The sequence below is a fragment of the Marinobacter litoralis genome (assembly GCF_016427555.1).
GTDB lineage: Bacteria > Pseudomonadota > Gammaproteobacteria > Pseudomonadales > Oleiphilaceae > Marinobacter > Marinobacter litoralis_A.
Window position 1 is genome coordinate 395,453 of record NZ_JAELVS010000001.1, and the last position, 17,088, is coordinate 412,540.

17 protein-coding genes are annotated in these 17,088 nt (G+C 57.0%); 9 read left to right on the forward strand and 8 right to left on the reverse strand.

The window, feature by feature from the left end; genetic code table 11:
- The first annotated feature begins 44 nt into the window (after positions 1 to 44).
- Positions 45 to 665 carry an RNA polymerase sigma factor gene (locus tag JAO79_RS01800; protein WP_199005452.1) on the forward strand — a complete coding sequence of 207 codons (621 nt, stop codon included), beginning with the start codon at positions 45 to 47 and terminating at the stop codon, positions 663 to 665.
- Complete coding sequence (locus JAO79_RS01805) at positions 659 to 904, forward strand: zf-HC2 domain-containing protein (protein ID WP_199005454.1); 246 nt, start codon at positions 659 to 661, stop codon at positions 902 to 904. The genes JAO79_RS01800 and JAO79_RS01805 overlap by 7 nt, the downstream gene beginning before the upstream one ends.
- Here the strand turns inward: JAO79_RS01805 and JAO79_RS01810 are convergent.
- Positions 862 to 1,614 carry a DUF6969 family protein gene (locus tag JAO79_RS01810; RefSeq protein ID WP_199005456.1) on the reverse strand — a complete coding sequence of 251 codons (753 nt, stop codon included), beginning with the start codon at positions 1,612 to 1,614 and terminating at the stop codon, positions 862 to 864. The genes JAO79_RS01805 and JAO79_RS01810 overlap by 43 nt on opposite strands.
- Before the next feature lie 67 nt (positions 1,615 to 1,681).
- A complete protein-coding gene (locus JAO79_RS01815; RefSeq protein WP_320158924.1) occupies positions 1,682 to 2,023 on the reverse strand; it encodes a cytochrome c peroxidase in 342 nt (113 codons plus the stop codon).
- Positions 2,024 to 2,649: 626 nt separating this feature from the next.
- Here JAO79_RS01815 and JAO79_RS01820 point away from each other — a divergent pair.
- Positions 2,650 to 3,429, forward strand: coding sequence for a YiiX/YebB-like N1pC/P60 family cysteine hydrolase (locus JAO79_RS01820; RefSeq protein ID WP_199005458.1), 780 nt, complete (start codon positions 2,650 to 2,652; stop codon positions 3,427 to 3,429).
- Here the strand turns inward: JAO79_RS01820 and JAO79_RS01825 are convergent.
- Together JAO79_RS01825 and JAO79_RS01830 are read right to left on the reverse strand one after the other, a co-directional pair.
- Positions 3,421 to 4,272: a DUF547 domain-containing protein gene (locus tag JAO79_RS01825; protein WP_199005459.1), complete on the reverse strand. Its 852-nt coding sequence runs from the start codon at positions 4,270 to 4,272 to the stop codon at positions 3,421 to 3,423. The genes JAO79_RS01820 and JAO79_RS01825 overlap by 9 nt on opposite strands.
- A gap of 97 nt (positions 4,273 to 4,369) precedes the next feature.
- Complete coding sequence (locus JAO79_RS01830) at positions 4,370 to 4,993, reverse strand: YbhB/YbcL family Raf kinase inhibitor-like protein (protein WP_199005460.1); 624 nt, start codon at positions 4,991 to 4,993, stop codon at positions 4,370 to 4,372.
- A gap of 294 nt (positions 4,994 to 5,287) precedes the next feature.
- Here JAO79_RS01830 and JAO79_RS01835 point away from each other — a divergent pair, with 294 nt between their 5' ends.
- From JAO79_RS01835 to JAO79_RS01850, 4 genes are all read left to right on the forward strand, one after another.
- Positions 5,288 to 6,598, forward strand: coding sequence for an NAD(P)/FAD-dependent oxidoreductase (locus JAO79_RS01835; RefSeq protein ID WP_199005461.1), 1,311 nt, complete (start codon positions 5,288 to 5,290; stop codon positions 6,596 to 6,598).
- A 107-nt stretch (positions 6,599 to 6,705) separates the two neighbouring features.
- The gene (locus JAO79_RS01840; protein ID WP_199005462.1) at positions 6,706 to 8,418 is read left to right on the forward strand and encodes a potassium/proton antiporter; all 1,713 of its coding nucleotides are present in this window, start codon (positions 6,706 to 6,708) and stop codon (positions 8,416 to 8,418) included.
- Between the two features lie 123 nt (positions 8,419 to 8,541).
- A complete protein-coding gene (locus tag JAO79_RS01845) occupies positions 8,542 to 9,090 on the forward strand; it encodes a L,D-transpeptidase family protein (protein WP_199005463.1) in 549 nt (182 codons plus the stop codon).
- A 214-nt stretch (positions 9,091 to 9,304) separates the two neighbouring features.
- Positions 9,305 to 9,586: an Lpp/OprI family alanine-zipper lipoprotein gene (locus JAO79_RS01850; RefSeq protein ID WP_199005464.1), complete on the forward strand. Its 282-nt coding sequence runs from the start codon at positions 9,305 to 9,307 to the stop codon at positions 9,584 to 9,586.
- Positions 9,587 to 9,635: 49 nt separating this feature from the next.
- Here the strand turns inward: JAO79_RS01850 and JAO79_RS01855 are convergent, their stop codons facing one another.
- The 4 genes from JAO79_RS01855 to JAO79_RS01870 all read right to left on the reverse strand — a co-directional run bounded on the left by JAO79_RS01855 (position 9,636) and on the right by JAO79_RS01870 (position 14,117).
- Complete coding sequence (locus JAO79_RS01855; RefSeq protein WP_199005465.1) at positions 9,636 to 10,682, reverse strand: L,D-transpeptidase family protein; 1,047 nt, start codon at positions 10,680 to 10,682, stop codon at positions 9,636 to 9,638.
- 190 nt (positions 10,683 to 10,872) lie between these two features.
- Complete coding sequence (locus JAO79_RS01860) at positions 10,873 to 12,264, reverse strand: DHA2 family efflux MFS transporter permease subunit (protein ID WP_199005466.1); 1,392 nt, start codon at positions 12,262 to 12,264, stop codon at positions 10,873 to 10,875.
- A gap of 3 nt (positions 12,265 to 12,267) precedes the next feature.
- Complete coding sequence (locus JAO79_RS01865; protein WP_199005467.1) at positions 12,268 to 12,693, reverse strand: MarR family transcriptional regulator; 426 nt, start codon at positions 12,691 to 12,693, stop codon at positions 12,268 to 12,270.
- A 140-nt stretch (positions 12,694 to 12,833) separates the two neighbouring features.
- Positions 12,834 to 14,117 carry an MFS transporter gene (locus JAO79_RS01870; protein ID WP_199005468.1) on the reverse strand — a complete coding sequence of 428 codons (1,284 nt, stop codon included), beginning with the start codon at positions 14,115 to 14,117 and terminating at the stop codon, positions 12,834 to 12,836.
- A gap of 242 nt (positions 14,118 to 14,359) precedes the next feature.
- Here JAO79_RS01870 and JAO79_RS01875 point away from each other — a divergent pair, with 242 nt between their 5' ends.
- Entirely contained in the window at positions 14,360 to 15,259 is a 900-nt protein-coding gene (locus tag JAO79_RS01875) for a helix-turn-helix transcriptional regulator (protein WP_199005469.1), read from the forward strand.
- 12 nt (positions 15,260 to 15,271) lie between these two features.
- Positions 15,272 to 17,011, forward strand: coding sequence for an ExeM/NucH family extracellular endonuclease (locus JAO79_RS01880; RefSeq protein ID WP_320158925.1), 1,740 nt, complete (start codon positions 15,272 to 15,274; stop codon positions 17,009 to 17,011).
- Positions 17,012 to 17,088: the final 77 nt, after the last annotated feature.

Here is a 17,088-nt window from a genome sequence, read left to right on the forward strand (position 1 = left end):
GATAGAACAACAAACGGGCCGAACACCCCTCGGGACGCAATCTCATGGACACAGCGGTGCACAAAGACTCCGAACACGCCTTGATCGAAGCCCTCCAACACGGTGACGGCAGCGCCTATGAAAGGGCCGTGCGCGAGTACTCTTCTGGCATGCTTGCCGTTGCCCGTTTCTACCTGGACCCCTCAAGCGCGGAAGAAATTGTTCAGGATTGCTGGGTCACGGTGATCGACGCGATTCACAAATTTGAAGGGCGGTCCGGGTTGAAAACCTGGCTGCACCGGATTGTGGCGAATCGCTGCAAAAACAAACTCCGCTCCAACAAGCGGGAGGTAACCACAGACTTCACTGAGGCGCTGGACCCGGAACTGGCCGACCGATTCAATGCCTCACGCCGCTGGGCACAGCCGCCTCGCCTGCGTTTTGATGAATCGGCGGATACCCTGCTGGAAAACGGTGCCTTGAGTGATTGCCTCGACAAGCACCTGTCGGCCCTGCCGGAAACCCAGCGTTCCGCCCTGATGCTGTATGAAGCCCACCAGCACAAGTCCGAGGATGTCTGTAACATTCTGGATGTCAGTGCATCTAACCTGCGAGTGCTGTTACACCGAGCCAGGCAGAGAATCTTTCTGATGGTGGAAACCTTTCAGGAGTCCGGCGAATGCTGATGTGCAAGGATCTGGCGGAAATCGCCAGCGATTACATTGATGGTGAGCTGGCCACGCCGCAGAACCTGGCTATAAAAATGCACCTGATGATGTGTCGGCATTGCCGGTCCTTCATCGGCAACCTGCGCGTGAGCACAGATCTTATGCATGCGCACTCTTCATCCGCGCCGGATGAGGCCTTGATGCGCAAAATTGATCAACGTATCGCAGAGGCACTTAGAGCCCGCAAAAAAGGCTGATCGTTCCGCGATCTTCTGGTTTGCTCTTCTTTCAGCCGGGCGGCCCAACTCTCTACATCGATGGTGATACTGCCCGTAACCTCCAGTGTGCGGTCTTCCAGCACCTGCTGCAGCGACTGCCCCGGCCTGTCCGCCACCATTGCATCCCGGTGATTCAGCAAGGCCGCGATCTGCGGTCTGAAACAGCGCACCATCGCAGTGAGCCAACGGTTCACTGGCCAGCTGGGGTAGGCGTGATCAATCGCGAACCGGTCCAGAGCGGCGATCACCGTTTCTGCCGGCAGCCAGCTTTCATCGGTAACCCAACGGTTTACCGCGAACAAATCGGTCGGGTACCCCCAAGCATCCATCGAGATGGCGACCAGATGCGATACCCGGTTCTCACCCGTCGGCCCGCACACAGGCTCTGCACCGTCAGGTAGTGCCGCATTGCGCAAAAACAAGTGAAAGTGGCCATGCTCTGAATGCTCTTCCCGATGGGCATGGTAGTAGTACTGGGAGGCGGTTTCACGATCATACACATCGTCTTTCGGGTAGTGATCCATTTCATAAAACGGGCCTTGATCGCGGAGCACCTCACCCACAATGTTCAAACCACCTTTTTTCAGTACGCGGTAGCATTCGCGAATTTCATCGATTGCAGCAAGGCTCGCATGCAACTGACCACCACTCAGGGTTCTCAGCGCAGGAATCCGGATACCTTCGGTCATCACCAGCCTCCTCGAGCCGCTGTCCCCACTCATATTCAAGTGACAACAGCGCTCGCTTACGTGTGCGTTATTTAACCCAGTCGGCCTGAACCTTGCTCATGTATGCCGTCAACGCTGCCAACTCCTGGCTATCCCATGGCAAAGGCTCTGCGGCCATTGGCTGCACCATGCAGATCTGCACCATTTCGTCCAAGTACACCTGATCCATGCCAAAGATGTTTTTCGCCATGGCAACCGGATGCGGGTATTCGTCGCTGAAGGTGGCGTTGTATCCGGCCCCCTCGTTGTGACAGCTGGCACAGGCCAGTCCATTACTGCTGAGCGAGGTATCCTTGAACAACGTCTCACCCAAGGCTACCAAGGTATCGGCATTACCCTCGTAGGCTTGATAATTTTCCGGCCGGGTCACCTTTTTGGCCGCACAGGGGTTTGGCTTGGCGCCGCACTTCCCTGTAGCTGCGCAGGGGTTGCAACCTGCTGGTGCGCAGCTCTTCTTTATCGAACAAGGATGTTTCATCGCGCAGGGATTTTTGCCGGCACAAGGATCGCTCATGCCCTTTTTCATGCCGCAAGGGTGTTTCATGGCGCACGGGTTTTTGCCCGCACAAGGGTTCTTTGCCTCACAGGGTTTACACCCTGCTTTGCAACCTGCCTTGCAATGCTGCCCTGCCTTACATTTTCCTTTGCATGGGGAGCAGGGGCCGCAAGCCGCAAAAGCAAGCCCCCCACCGGAACTCAGCACGGCTGTCATTAAAGCTGCTGACCACCAGGCAGTATGTCGATTCGGGCGGGTGTGGCGAATGGCGTGTGTTAGAACGTGTGTTTTTGTCATGACGTTGTTCTCCGTTCAGGAGTTATCTTGCGGACCCTCAAAGTCCGCCACCGCTCACAGAAGCGGTCAACGATTAGACACCCGCGCCACCCGGTTGTTACAAACTTTTCGATAAACCCCGTTATTGAGCTGAAGGCGGCAACACAGGCTTTACTGCGGCGTCTGTGCTACTAATAAACTAAGTACGGTGATCGGGAGGTTCTATGCTACTGACGTGGTTAACGCGGCGCCTGGCAGCGTATTTATCCAAAGAGGTTTCGCAGCACTCGGTGCGAACCTCAACCTGGGAAGCCCTGAAAAGCACTTTGCAGCCCGGTGATGTTTTGCTGGTGGAAGGCAACACTCGGATCAGTGTCGCCATCAAGTACCTGACACAGTCTACCTGGTCTCATGCGGCACTTTATCTGGGGCCCCATGCCGGGCTCGGCACCTCGGCGCAAGGGCACCCCAACACTTTGATTGAAGCCGATCTGGAACAGGGCATCCGGCCGCTGCCACTGTCATTCTACCGCCACGCCCATACCCGAATTTGCCGCCCGGTGGGGCTTTCTGACCAGGATATTCATATCCTGACGGACTACGCCCGGAGCCGAATCGGCCACCAGTACGACATGAGAAACGTGTTCGATCTGGCCCGTTACCTGCTCCCGACGCCTCCGGTACCCAGCCGCCACCGCCACAAGCTGCTTGCGTTCGGCAGCGGCGACCCGACACGGGCGATCTGCTCGACATTTCTGGCGGAAGCGTTTCAGCGCCTGAAATACCCAATCCTTCCCATCGTGGAATTGTTGCCGGCAGATGATCCGGATTGCATTACCTGCATTCGTGAACGCTACCGGATCAAACACCACTCACTGTTCACACCCCGGGACTTCGATGCCTCGCCGTACTTTCGCATCGTCAAACCCTCGATCGAAATGGCCGATTTCGATTACCGGACACTGGACTGGGACGAAGACGAATCAAAGCCGACGCTATTGTAGTTCCGGGAAGTTTTCCGGCCGATTGAGTAACCATTCATAGTCGCTGAAGCTGAGGCCGCGGGTGTTTCTGATTGTTTGAGCTCGCGCAGGGGCTGCCCATTTGAGAATAAAGGCCCGAATAGAGCCTTCCGCTTCCACAAAATCGTCTTCGTACCAATTGAATAACTCGGTTACGGTCAACTCCTCGGAGGCCACCGTCAGATGGCGTGGGGTATGCAATGCTCTCTGGGTGTTGTCAGCCAACAAGGTGTCCAGATTGGCCGCCGTGTAAATCTGTTTGCGCAACGGCGGGCAACCGGTGGATGCGCAATTCACAGCGAAATGAACACGGGCGTCCTTCCAGCCTTTGGCCTTGAAGTCCTCGCCGAGCAATATCCCTTTCTCGATGCCATCCAGACTTACGTCTCGACCACCCACGTTAAACATTTCGCGCTCAAACACCGAATCCACAAACGGATTAATGCGCCCACCGTAGTCCCATACCGACGACACCAATTGACCGCCGGGCCTATCGGACAGGATTTTATCGATCATGAAAAAGTTATAGGCGTTAATCCAGAAAGCGACGGCCTCTTCCCTGCCATTGAGACGGGTTACGTCAAACCCGGAAAGTATCTGACGCTGCTCACGCAACAGATCATCAGTGCGGTCGTCAGCCAGCGCGCTGGCATAGTCGAACGCAGACACCAAGCCGTCATCCGGTAACGTGCGCTCGATAACATGCTGATTCAGAAGGGCCTGGAACGGTGAATACACCGTTTCAGACACCGCAGCCTGCACCGGCAACACCGCCATTAGCAGCATTGCAACAAACCACGATGAACACTGACTGCTTAAGCGCATAAGGCCTCTCCGGTTAGTACACAGGTATCAGACGCACACCGGGCCAGATTGTTACACCCTCCGCCGACATTGGGCCCGACAGAGGGTGCGGCGGAGCTCAGCGCAGCTCGGGGTTGAGGGTGTAGGTGCCGGTGACCCGGGCGCTGGCCAAGACATGGCCCGCCATGGCTTCACGCACCGCGGCCCCATCAAATTCCCCGGACAGATTCAGGGTTTCAACATCGAGCGCATGCACTTCAAAGTGGTAGTGGTGGATGATCTCATCGTTCCAGGGCGGGCAGGGGCCATCGTATCCGGCGTAGGTGCCAGCCATATCCGGATTGCCGGCTAAAAACTGGGTGTAATTGTTGATTCCCCGCACGCCAACCGGGCCGGGGCCAAACGGCTTACCTTTTGGGCTGACACCGTCGCTGTCTTCACCTTCCGGAATTCGGCGAGTCGTCGCGGGTACATCCACCAGCAACCAATGAAAGAAATCCACGCGAGGCAGGTCTGCAGGAATGGTCTTACCTTCCTGATTCACGTCATCGGCAACGCTGGGCACGTCTGGATCAAACATCATTACCACAAAACTTTGGGTGCCTTCCGGCACGTCTTCCCAACTCAGTTCCGGGTTGCGGTTGGGCCCGAAACTCATGTGGTTATCGGGATTGAACACACCAAAGGCAAACTTCTCTGGTACCGGGCGCCCTTCTTCAACACCACCTACCTCTAATTTCACGGTTTTATCTCCTGTTATTCGTTCCTTTCAATGTCTCAGATTAGCTTATACCCAAGCCGTGCAGATTCACAGTCAGGTTAACAACCGATTCTGGCGAATCAAGAAAATACAACTTACTGATAAATATATACTTTAGACCTAATGCCCATGGGCAGCCAATTGCCTTGCCTCGCCTTTGCCGCTAGTATTGGACCCCGCACACACGCCCCCCCCGGCCGAGACCAGAGGCGATAGCCAAGCGTTTTTGATCCGCTCAAGAGTGTTTGGCTTTCACTTCTCTAGGGTTTCACTGTTATGGAAAGTCTGCACCACATTGTCGTCGTTGGCGGCGGCGCCGGGGGCCTGGAACTTGTCACCAGCCTGGGCAACAAACTCGGTAAAAAGAAAAAAGCGCGTATTTCTCTGGTCGATGACGGTCTGACGCACGTCTGGAAACCCTTGCTGCACGAAGTCGCCTCTGGTTCGCTGGACGCCAGCACTAACGAAGTCAATTACCGGGCCCACGCTCGCAAGCACCACTACGAATTTCAACTCGGCCGGATGGACGGCCTGGACCGCACCAACAAAGAAATCGTGATTGCCGCCTTTCACGATGGCGATGGCAACGAAGTGGTGCCTGAGCGGCGCCTCAAGTACGACACACTGGTGATCGCCGTTGGCAGTACCGCCAACGATTTCGGGACCCCCGGCGCGCAAGACCACTGTCTGTTCCTCGACAGCCTGCATCAGGCCCAACGCTTCCACAACCTGCTGCTGAATGCGTTTCTGCGCAAGAACCACGAGGCGCTGCAGGGCAATCCTCATGCCCTGAACATCAGTATTATCGGCGCCGGTGCCACCGGTGTGGAGCTGGCCGCCGAACTGCGCCTGGCCTCCCGCGAGCTTCCGGTGTACGGCATGAACCATCTCAAGTCCTCGGATGTCTCGGTGAGCGTGATTGAAGCAGCCGACCGGATTTTGCCTGCCTTGCCCGGGCGTTTGTCAGCCGCAGCGACACAGGAACTGGAGCGCCAGGACGTAAAAGTACTAACCGGCCAGCCGGTGAGCGAGGTACGCAGCGACAGCCTGGTGATGAAAGACGGCTCAGAAATTCCGTCCGACATGACCATCTGGGCGGCCGGCATCAAAGCTCCGGCGTTTCTTGCTGAGCTGGAAGGCCTGGAAACCAATCGTGGCAATCAGCTGGTGGTCGAGCAAACCCTGAAAACCACCAACGACGACAACATTTACGCCTTCGGTGACTGTGCCGCCTGCCCCCAACCCGACTCCGAGCGTCCAGTTCCTCCCCGAGCCCAGGCAGCACACCAGCAAGCCGATACGCTCGCGAAAACCTTGTGTGCACGCCTCGAAGGCAAGGCCCCGGTACCGTTTGTCTATAAGGATCATGGTTCGCTGATCAATTTCAGCCACTACACCACCGTTGGCAATCTGATGGGTAACCTGTCGGGTCGCAGCATGTACATCGAGGGTAAAGTGGCACGGCTGTTTTACGTGTCACTGTACCGGATGCATCAAGTTGCTTTACACGGATTCCTGCGTACCGGCATCATCTGGCTGATGGATAAAATCAGTCGCGCGATGCACCCCAGGTTGAAGCTCCACTGAGCGACCCCGGGGGCGCTACCATTGCGTCAGGTCCGCCTGCATAATGTCTGTCTAAGCAATCCGTTGTTTGGGCCTAGGCTCGGGCACATCTTCTGATCTGGAGTCTCATGGATCCTACGTTCACGCTCATCGGCGCTCTGATGCTGGTTTTCAGCATTGTTCTAAGCCCCCTCTCCAGTCGAGTCGGTATGCCGGTTCTGCTGGTGTTTTTGGGTGTCGGCATGCTGATGGGCGAGGACGGCCCCGGCGGTATTGAATTTGACGATGTTGAGCTTGCGGTCATTATCGCCAGCCTGGCCTTGGCCGTCATTCTGCTCGATGGTGGTATGCGTACCCGGGCCGAAACCTTCCGGGTCGGCCTGAAACCGGCACTGTTACTGGCCACGGTGGGCGTGGCCATGACCGCAATGGGCGCAGCCGTCGTTGCCTGGTGGGTTTTCGATTTGCATTGGTTGATGGCACTGCTGATTGGCGCGATCATCTCCTCGACCGACGCCGCCGCCGTATTTTCATTGCTGCAAGGCCGCGGCCTGCACCTGAACGAACGGGTCAGTGCGACGCTGGAAATTGAATCCGGTAGCAACGACCCGATGGCCATCTTCCTGACCCTGATGCTGGTTACCCTGATCAGCCAACATCAAGACGGCGCCTTCAGCTCCGGGCTGCTGATGTTGCTGCAGCAATTCGGTATTGGTGCGCCAGCGGGCTTGCTGGGTGGATATCTGATCGTCGCATTGGTAAACCGCATTCATCTCACTCCGGCTCTTTATCCCTTGCTGGTGGCAGCAGCGGGGCTCGCGGTATTCGCCGCCACCAATGCCGTCGGCGGCAGTGGCTTCCTGGCGATTTACCTCAGCGGCGTCTTAATCGGCAACCAGCAGGTGAAAATGATGCCCATGATCCTGCAGGTTCATGATGGTTTGGCCTGGCTGGCGCAGTTATGCCTGTTCCTGATTCTGGGCCTGCTGGTCACACCGTCCGAACTGGTGCCGTTAGTAGGCAGCGGTTTGATTCTGGCCTTCGCTCTGATCTTCGTCATCCGGCCGGTGACCGTGGTCGCCACCCTTTGGCCGTTCGGCTTTAACCGCAGAGAGATCGGCTTTATCAGCTGGGTCGGTTTGCGCGGCGCGGTGCCCATCGTATTGGCCTTGTTCCCGGTTCTGGCCGACTTGCCCGACGCCAAACTGGTGTTCCATGCCGCCTTCTTTATCGTGTTGGTGTCTTTGTTGGTCCAAGGCACCACCATGGCGCCGCTGGCCCGTAAACTGAAACTTGAGGTACCGGCCAGTGAAGCGCCGTTCCGACGCTTTCCTCTGGATGTTCCCGCCACCGGCGATCATGAATTGATGCTGTTTCCACTGCGCGGGAAAGGCTGGAACAAACCCAAGAAGATCAGCCTCTTGCGCTTGCCCGAACACACCGCGGTTGCCGGTATTTTCAGAGACAGAGAGTGCCTGCAGCCTCGCCCGGATCTGGAAGTCGCAGCCGGTGATGTACTTGCTCTGTTTGCCACCCCCGTTGGCGTGACAGAATTGAGCAAGGTCTTGAGCACCCGTGAAGCCCCCAAACATCTGGCGGAACGAACCTTCTTCGGGGACTTCGTGCTTAACGGCGATGCTTTACTTGGCGATGTTGAACAAGTGTATGGCATCGAGCTCAAAGAAATGCAGTCGGAGCTTACGCTGGCCAAATGCTTTGATCTTCGCACCAAAGGGCATCCTGTGGTCGGGGATGTTGTGACCATTGGCCCGGTGTCGTTAGTTGCGCGAGCGATTGAAGCCGATCGAGTGACCAAAGTCGGCCTGAAAATGGAATCCTGACCGGAAACTGTGCCGGGGTACGTAAAGCCAACAAATGTAACAAAACCCTCTTACCGCTACCCCGGCCCGCTATGCTATAAACTGCATGTACAAAATTTAACGTTCTGGCGATAGTGCAGCTTTATGATTTTTCGATCCTTCCTGACAGCTCTGTTTCTTCTACTGCCCGGTGTGGTGGCAGCAACCGAATTGCTGGCCCGGGCCGACGAACGAATGATCATGCCCGAACCCCAAGCCTCGCATTCTTTCGACATTACCGAGGTGCTGGTGAAAAAAAGCGAGCGCCGTCTGTTTCTGTTGAGCGGTTCTGAAAAGGTGAAGAGTTACCGGATCTCTCTGGGCGACAACCCGGTCGGACACAAACTCTACGAAGGCGACGAACGCACCCCCGAAGGCAGCTATCTTCTTGATTGGCGTAACGCCAACAGCGATTTCTACAAATCGATTCACATCTCGTATCCCAGCCAGGAAGACAGAGAAGCTGCGGAAGCCTGGGGCCTGAAACCCGGTGGTAGCATCATGATTCACGGCTTACCCAATGATGCTGGCGATCTCGCATTTGCCTTCACAGGGCTGGACTGGACCAATGGCTGCATTGCCGTCACCAATGAAGAAATTGACGAAATCTGGGAGCTGGTTGACGACGGAACCCCGATCCGGATTTTGCCCTGAACGCCGAAATTGATGATTAACGCTATGACATCAGTGCATTACGTTGTTGTCATGAGCTATGGAAATTCCCCTATACGCAGTTAACATTTTCTTCCGGAGTGTTTTACACTGTTTAACGACTCCGGTAGTCATTGCCTACTGGCTTGACTGACAGGAAGTCGTCCGACTGGCTTCCGGGTCTCAGGAAATAAAACGACCAATAAGGGGATTTACAATGCGTAAACTGACGATCGCTGGGTTTGCAATGGCCACTGCTCTGACTGCAGGCTGTGCCACAACTGATCAAGCTGCTATCGACGAAGCCAATGCAACTGCAAGCTCCGCCGAGCAAACTGCTAACAACGCTCTGAACACCGCGAACAGCGCTTCCAAGTCTGCTCGCACTGCTCAGCAGACTGCTGAAGAAGCTCTGGCTGCTGCCCGTGCCGCTCAGAAGTCCGCTAACGAAGCGAACGAGCGCGCCAAGCGCATGCTGCAGCGTGCCAGCCAGAAGTAAGGCGAGCGCTTAGCATGAAAAAGGCCGGTAACACCGGCCTTTTTTTATGTCAGAAATACAGGGTTTGCCCGGAAGCCGATTTCTTTTCAGACTCCGTTTTGCCGGAACGCTCATCCGCCGCCACTTGCGTCAGCTTCTCACCGATCATTCGGGGAATGCCATCAGCCTGATCAACCGCCACCTCGATCGCCATGCGTTTGACCTGAGTATCCGGATGCTGTTGCTGGAAGGCTTCGATTTTGGCCATCGTTTCCCGCCATAGCTCCTCGCGATCTTTCGCGGTGTAATCTTCACGGGGACGATGTACTTCCAGCCAGATTTCACCGCCCGAGACGCCGACCTTCACGGACTCGCGAATCACCTGCACGGGCGTGCCCTTGGACACCTGATAAGCGAAGCGCGAGATGTCTTCATTGTACATCCGGAAGCAGCCGTGGCTGACAGCCATGCCGACACCAAACTGCTTGTTGGTGCCATGAATCAGATAACCTTTCTCGCTGAGCATCAGGGCATGCGTCCCCAACGGATTGTCAGGCCCCGGAGGAATCATGCGCGGCAGGTAATCGCCCGACGCTTCATACTCCGCCCGGATACTCGCCGGCGGATACCAGGCTGGCGATTCCAGAGGCATGGTGACCTTGGCATTGGTCAGTGGAGACGGATTGTCTTCGGTGCCAACGCCCACCGGATACACCTGCACCCCGTTATCGGTGAAATAATACAGACGGTATTCCGCCAGATTGATCACAATACCCTCGCGGTTAGAATCCGGCAGCACATACATGGTCGGCAGAGTGATTTGCGTACCTTCACCCGGTAACCATGGATCAACACCCGGATTCGCTTTCACCAGCTCGAGATACCCCAAAGCCAGCTCGTTGCCGATACCGGCAAACGTGTCTTCATAGGCCGTCGTGAATACCTGCAGGTCACCGGCCAGATCGCCATTGACTGAAAAGGTGGGCACTCGGGGTGAGCGATCCGGCTTGGCATCACTGGCGCCAGCGGGCGACGCCGCGTCGGGTTCAGCCGCATTCAGTGCGGGTGCCCACAAAGCCAGGCTCAGCAACAAGGAAACAAGGTATTTCAACTGCATAACACTCCACATCGGTTCAGGGCCGGTTGGTATGACTGACCGGCACTCAGCTCCAGAGTTCATTCCGGATCGCCGGGCCGCGTTCTCGTGTTCCAAGAGCAGCCCATTATATCGGCATCGCTGGCCGCCAACATCAAGAGGCCTTGAACAATCGTGGGTATCTTGCCTTTTCGTAACGCTGCAACACTGCCTAAATGCGCATTTTCCATACCGGAATGGCCGCCAGAGCAACAAAAACAGCCACCAGCCACCAGGCAGATTCAAATGCCTGCAGCGTCGGTATGCCGTTCTGGTGTTCACCAAATTCAATGGTCAGAGCCACCACGTTCACGCCCAGCGCGCCACCAAGCTGACGCGCAAAATTGATACTGCTGGAGCCTGCACCCATCAGCTCAGGCGGCAGCGGATTCAAGGCGCCCATTGAGAGGGCTGGCAGCATAAAGCCGATACCGACACGGCCAAGTACCGCCCAAAAAGCCAACCAGCCAAAGCCGGCAAACTGCCCCGTCGAGGCAAACAAAACCGCAGAAAGCGCAAACATCCCGATGCCAAATAACACCAGGCTGCGCGCGCTCTGCTTATCCGCCAGCCGGCCAGAGAGCGGAAAAATTACGCCAAGCACCACACCCGCCGGCAGCATCAGCAAACCCGCTTCAGTCGCCGAAAAGCCGAGCGTGGTCTGAACAAAAAGCGGTATCAGGTAAGTGGAGCCGAAGAGGGCAAGCCCCAAGGCCATAGCGCCAATGGTGGCGTAAAGAAACACGGGCTGTTGCAGCAGAGCAAGATTGACCAACGGGTGCTTGATCCTTCGTTCTCTCTTGACAAAGGTTATAAGCAGAACCGAAATCACCAAGGCCTGAACAATCAGCTGGAGTTCGTGACCGTCGAGCGCCTGTAACCGTGTCAGGGTATCAAGGCTCAAACCGACAATCGCGCCCAGCATTACCAGACCGGGCCAGTCAAAGGGGTAGCGGGCAGGCCGGGACACCGGAACCGGCAGAAACCTCCAGGCCATCAACACGCCCATCAAGGTCACCGGGGCAGGGGCGTACATGACATAGCGCCAATTGAACTGATCGACAAGAAAACCGCCGAGGACCGGCCCCAGTGCAGGTGCCAGAATGACGCCCATGCCATAGATTCCCATGGCCTGGCCACGGCGATCGACCGGAAATATTCTGAACACCAGGTACATGCCCATCGGCTGCATCAGGCCTGCCATGGCTCCCTGACCCACCCGCGCAGAGATCAACTGGGCCGGGGTTTGGGCAAAACCACCGGCAATGGATATCACCGCGAACAGAGCCATTGCCGTTGCAAGGGTTTTGCGTACGCCAAAGCGGTCAAGTAACCAGGCGGAGGCCAGCATGGTGGTGGTCATTGCGGCAATGAAGCCGGTCGCCAGCCAATGGACGGTGCCCTGGCGCAGCCCAAACTCCAGCATGATGTCGTGAAGAGCGACGTTGACTACGGTAGCGCTGAGCACGGTCGCCATCGTGCCGAGCACAACGGTGGCGACGGCCAGCCATCGCCACCGCTCACCGTAGCGGGCTTCCAGCCCTGCAACCGTATTATCCGCCAAGGCTTATTTCTGCTTTTCAGCGTTTTCCATAATTTTATGGAAAACCGCGAGTGCGCTTTCGATTTCCTTGTCGGAAATACCGTCAAGCATCTCTTCACGCAGCTCGGTGGCGCGTCCAGACAACTCGTCCATGAAATTCAGCCCCTCTTCAGTAAGGTGCAGCCTGCGGGCACGACGGTCTTTCGGGCAGGCGCGGCGTTCGATCAGCCCCTGCTGCTCCAGGCTGTCCAGCAAGCGAACAAGCGTCGGGTTCTCGATCGCCATCAAACTGGCCAATTCGCGCTGGGTCAGGCCTTCACCGCCTTGTTGCAAGTACACCATGGTGCTCCAGCGAGCCTGTGTCACGCCCAGATCTTTCAGGCGTTCATCCAGCATTTTGCGCCAGCGGCGGGTCACACGGGCAACCGCAAACGGGAATTGATCTCTCACAATGTTCTCTCCTCAATGAGTTTGCGTTTGCTGACAGTTAGAGCAAGACGCTAAAGGTACAAGAATTTCACCAATAGTAAGCTACTAGTTGAAATGAAGAAAGATTCAAATGCGACATCAACCCCAAAATACAGCAGATTTTAATGCGCCTGGCGCATCTCTTCCTGCATCGCCTCGGCCTCCGGAGACTCACAGAACTCCTCGTTGCGTGGGTCGATTTCCGAAAGCACGGCGGAGGCTTCCGGCATGGTGGGTACAAAATGCTCTTGCTCCGCCACCGGTACATCATCGGTTTGAACGATGCGGTACCGGGTAATCGCCGCTAGTACAATCAGAAATCCTGCGTTGCCATAAAACAACCCCGAGGGGCCCAGCAGATGAACCAGTTCCGCCATGACAATCGGGCCCAGGACACTCCCGATGCCGTAACTCAGCAACAGGGTAGCGCTGGCCGCAACAATGCGATTGCTGTCCATCCGGTCGTTGGTGATCGCCACCGCAATGGGATACAGGGTCGCAGACAAACCGGTGTAAACCCCGACCAGCGCCGTCAGAATGATCAAGCTCCCGGCACCAATGACGGCCACACCAAGCGCCGCCGAACAGGCCAGTAACGACACCCAGAACATCACTCTTCGGCGATCGAACAGGTCGCAGATCCGGCCCATGGGCCAGGCCAGGACCATAGCGGCGACAATCGCCGAGGCCATAAAGGTTGAGGTTTTGCCGACGTCCAGCCCCACCAATGTGGCGTAGACCGGCCCCAGCGCATAAAAGCCACCAATCAGTGCGCCGCTTACCAATGCACCCGCAACACCGGAAAAGGACTCGCGGGCTAATTTGAAGACGGACATCCGGTGGGTGTGCTCAATCTCCGGCGCTTCCATGCGGGTCATCGACAATGGGATCACCGCCAGTGTCAGCAAGATCGCTGCCAGTGAAAACGGCAGGAAGTCAGCCGGATTACCCACGTTAACCACCAATTGGCCGCCGGCTGCCGACAGATAAAAAATGATCTGGTATACCGCGAACAACGAACCGCGATTGGAATTGGTAGCCCGGCTGGAAAACCAGCTTTCGATGACCACCAGCACACCGGCAACACTGAAACCGGACACCACTCGCAGTGCCGCCCAGAAAAATGCGTTCACCGCCATCGGGTACATCAATGCGGCAACCGCGGCCAAGGCGGCAAAAACCGCAAAAGCACGGATATGCCCAACGCGGCCTATAATCTTGTGGACGTAGAGGGTACCCACAACAAAACCCACGGAATAGCACACCAGCACCCAGCCAATGACATCCGGAGAGACCTCTTCGATACTCAGACGAATCCCCAAAAGCGTCATTAAAAAGGCATTGCCGCTGATCAGAAATACGATGCTAAAAAGCAATGCGGACAGAGAGGCTACCATTCGGGTCATGACTGACTCCGCATCATCGAAAAGGTGGGCATGTTCAGGAGTAGGATAGCAGTATTCTCCCGGGGCGATTGACCGGCATTTAATCAGGCTATGTGATGGCAGAAACTAGGGAGAAGCCGAGACTTGTATTACACTGGGCCTAATTTGACATTGTTTTACATTAATGGGCCGTAACAGACCCCTAACCCCTTAACGGGTAAGATAAATAAGAAGCTATTTACTGAAATTGTGAGCGCCTGGTTATGAAGAAAACGGATTGGCCCATTCGTTGGGATCTCTTGCTTCGCTATCGACTCATCGAAACCGTTGCACTATGGGAAGGACGCCTGACCACCAACCATATCTGCCACAGTTTCGGCATTGGTCGCCAACAGGCCTCCAAAGACATCAATACCTATCTGCGAGAGGTCGCACCGGGCAATCTGGTTTATGACCGTCACCTCAAGGGCTATGTGCCATCCGAGAAATTCAAACCCGTGGTCACCCACGGCAACGTCTCGGAATATCAGGATCTGCTGGCCCAGCAACAGAACCTCAATGACTCACTGGCCGAACTGGAACTGGGCATGCCGGGCAATACAGTTATTGCCGGCCCGGGCCGGTACGTTGCGCCAGAAACCATGCGTTCAGTGGTCGCGGCTACCCGTTACAAACGCCTGCTGAAAGCCAGCTACGTTTCTCTCAGCCGCCCCGAAGCCGTAGAAAGCGTGCTTGAGCCCCACTCGCTGGTGTGCACGGGCAACAACTGGCATGTTCGTGCCTGGTGCAGCTCCAATCGGGAGTTCCGCGACTTCGCATTAAGCCGCTTTCAGGGCACTCCGGAAGCCCTGCGCCAGAAGGCCCGCTTTACCGCCCTGCAGGATGAGGACTGGCAGCGCCGGATCACCCTCGAACTCGCTCCCGACCAACGCTTGACCGAGGCGCAGCAACGAATCGTGGCACGAGACTACGGCATGAAAAACGGCAGCCTTCAGATCGAGACCCGCGCCGCCCTTGCACCCTATGTGTTGTCTCAGCTTGGCATCACCTTTGACCGCGACCACCCGGATCCTCTGGTGCAGCAACTGGAACTGATCAACCCTGACCAGCTCGGCTTCGGAAGCAAGCGTGAACAGGCTCTTAAAGCGGTAGCCGGTCTTTAACTGTCGGGCCCTGTGATCAAAACGTTCCTCGCTGTTGTCGGGCTGGTGTTTTTGGCGGCCAGCCCCGCAACAACGGCAGCCCAGGAGTGCGGCTCGCCCGCCACGGCCATTCACCGGGTCCAGGGCTCAGGCCCCCATTCACCGCTCGCCGGGCAAACCGTGTCGATCGAAGGCATCGTGACCTACACTTCGAGCCACCGGGACGGCTTCCACGGCTTTTACATCCAGCAAGCGGATAGCGAAACAGATAACGACCCGGCCACCTCAGAAGCCTTGTTCGTTTATTCCCGCCGCAACGCCAGCCCCGGCCAGCGCCTCCGGCTAACCGGCACCGTCAAGGAATTCCACGACCTGACCGAACTGGTCAACGTCAGCCAGCACACCGTATGCGGCCGGGCGCCCATTCCCCAACCGATCAAACTGACTCTGCCGTGGCCGCAGGCACCAGAAAGTCTCGAGAACATGCGCGTGCTGTTCGAGACTCAGCTGACGGTCATCGAGCACCACAATCTGTCCCGTTTCGGCGAACTGACGCTGGCCCATGAAGACCAGATCATGCCAACGGAATATCTTGCGCCCGGCGCTCAAGCCCTGCAACAGCATCTCCGAAACCGTAAACATCGCGTTCTTCTGGACGACGGAAAAAGCACCCGAGACCCCACACCGGTACCTTGGCTTGCACTGGGCGAGGACCGCACCGTACGCGCCGGCGATCAGGTAGCCGGGCTAAGTGGCGTTCTGGATTTCCGCTTCGGCCAATGGCGGATTCAACCCGATCGCAAACCGGTTTTTTCCCGCCCCCAACCAAGGCCTGAAGCTCCGCCAAAACCGTCCGCTGAAGTGATCCGGACCATGGCGTTTAATCTGCAGAACTACTTCAATGGCGACGGGCAGTCTGGCGGATTTCCAACACCCCGAGGTGCCCGCACCCCAAGCGCTCACCACCACCAGCTGCGCCGCCTGACCACTGCCATCACCCAGGCTGCCGCCGATATTGTGGCCGTCACGGAACTAGAAAACGACGGCTATGGCCCGCAAAGCTCTCTGGCCCAACTCACGCACGCGCTCGGACCGGCGTGGCGCTTCATCAAAACACCCGACCGAGACGGCTCCGATGCCATCCGCACGGCGTTGCTGTTCCGCAGCGACCGGGTCAGACCTGAAGGCCGGGCGGTGCGATTGCACCAAGGCATCTACCAGCATCGGGGCCGTCCGCCGCTGGCGCAAAGCTTTTCGCCCTTGGCCGGCGGGCGGTCTTTGCGGCTGGTGGTACCTCACCTGAAATCCAAGTCGTGCCGCAATGCACGTGGACCAGACACCGATCAGCAAGACGGCCAAGGCTGTTTCAGTGCTCACCGGACGCGGGAAGCACGCGCCATCGTTCGTTGGCTTAGCCACTTATCCCCCAAGGAACATTTGGTTGGCACCCTCATCACCGGCGATCTCAACAGCTACGCCCGAGAAACGCCGGTGGATACCTTTCGCAAAGCGGGTTTCATCAGCCTGGTGCACCACGCACACCCTTGCCGGCCTGGCAACTGCCGCTACCACAGCTATCGTTATCGGGGCGAGAAGGGGACGCTGGACTATGCGCTGGCCAATCAGAGTCTTATGCCCCATGTCGAGGCTGTCTACGTCTGGAACATCAATGCCGATGAGCCGCGGGCACTGGATTACCAAGGTGCGCCTGACCGTAAAGGGCCGTGGCGGGCGTCCGACCACAACCCAGTGATCACCGATCTCCGGCTCTGATTCCCGGCCACCCGGGTGGCTTTAACGCCCGCTTCACCAGGCTTGGCAGCAATAGCCGCCGCTATTCCAACGGTTAC